1 protein-coding gene is annotated in these 622 nt (G+C 40.5%); it reads right to left on the reverse strand.

Going from position 1 to position 622, the window contains the following annotated elements; translation table 11 throughout:
- Window positions 1–621 (reverse strand): ABC transporter transmembrane domain-containing protein (locus ACRCJ0_RS18310; RefSeq protein ID WP_431391572.1); only part of this gene is annotated, 621 nt, incomplete at its 3' end.
- Between the last annotated feature and the right edge of the window lies 1 nt (window position 622).

A 622-nucleotide genomic window follows, 5' to 3' on the forward strand; every position in this document is an offset into this window, starting at 1 on the left:
ATGCCCGTCGACAAGTACTTGTCCTTCAGATACGTCGTATAGACGTGGAATCATTTGGATTAAAGTGGATTTACCTGAACCAGTTGATCCGATAATGGCTAAGGTTTCACCCTTGTTGATTTTGAAATTGATATCTTTAAGGGCTGGTTTGGCATCATCACCATATTTAAAAGTGACGTTTTTGAATTCAACAGATCCTTGTTCACTTGTTTGAATGGCATCTTCTTTAAAATCAATGGATGGTGCTAGATCAAGCACTTCGTTGATCCGTTTTGCCGAAACGATGGCACGCGGTAAAATCATGAAGATCATGACCATCAACAGGAATCCAATGATCACTTGCATGGCGTAAGATGAGAAGACAACCATGTCTGAGAATAGGTTAATTTGTTCTGTCCCTTGCGCTGCATCGGCGATTAAGTAAGCACCTGACCAGTATACTACTAGGGTTAAACCACTTGATACGAGGGTCATACCGGGCTGCATGATCCCCATTATGCGGTTAACAAAGAGTTGTGTATTGGTTAAGTCGTCATTAGCTTTAGCGAATTTTTTATTTTGATATTTTTCTGCGTTATAAGCTCTAATAACGCGCAAACCAGTTAAGTTTTCACGTGTCACC

This window comes from Aerococcus sp. L_32 (assembly GCF_050689315.1).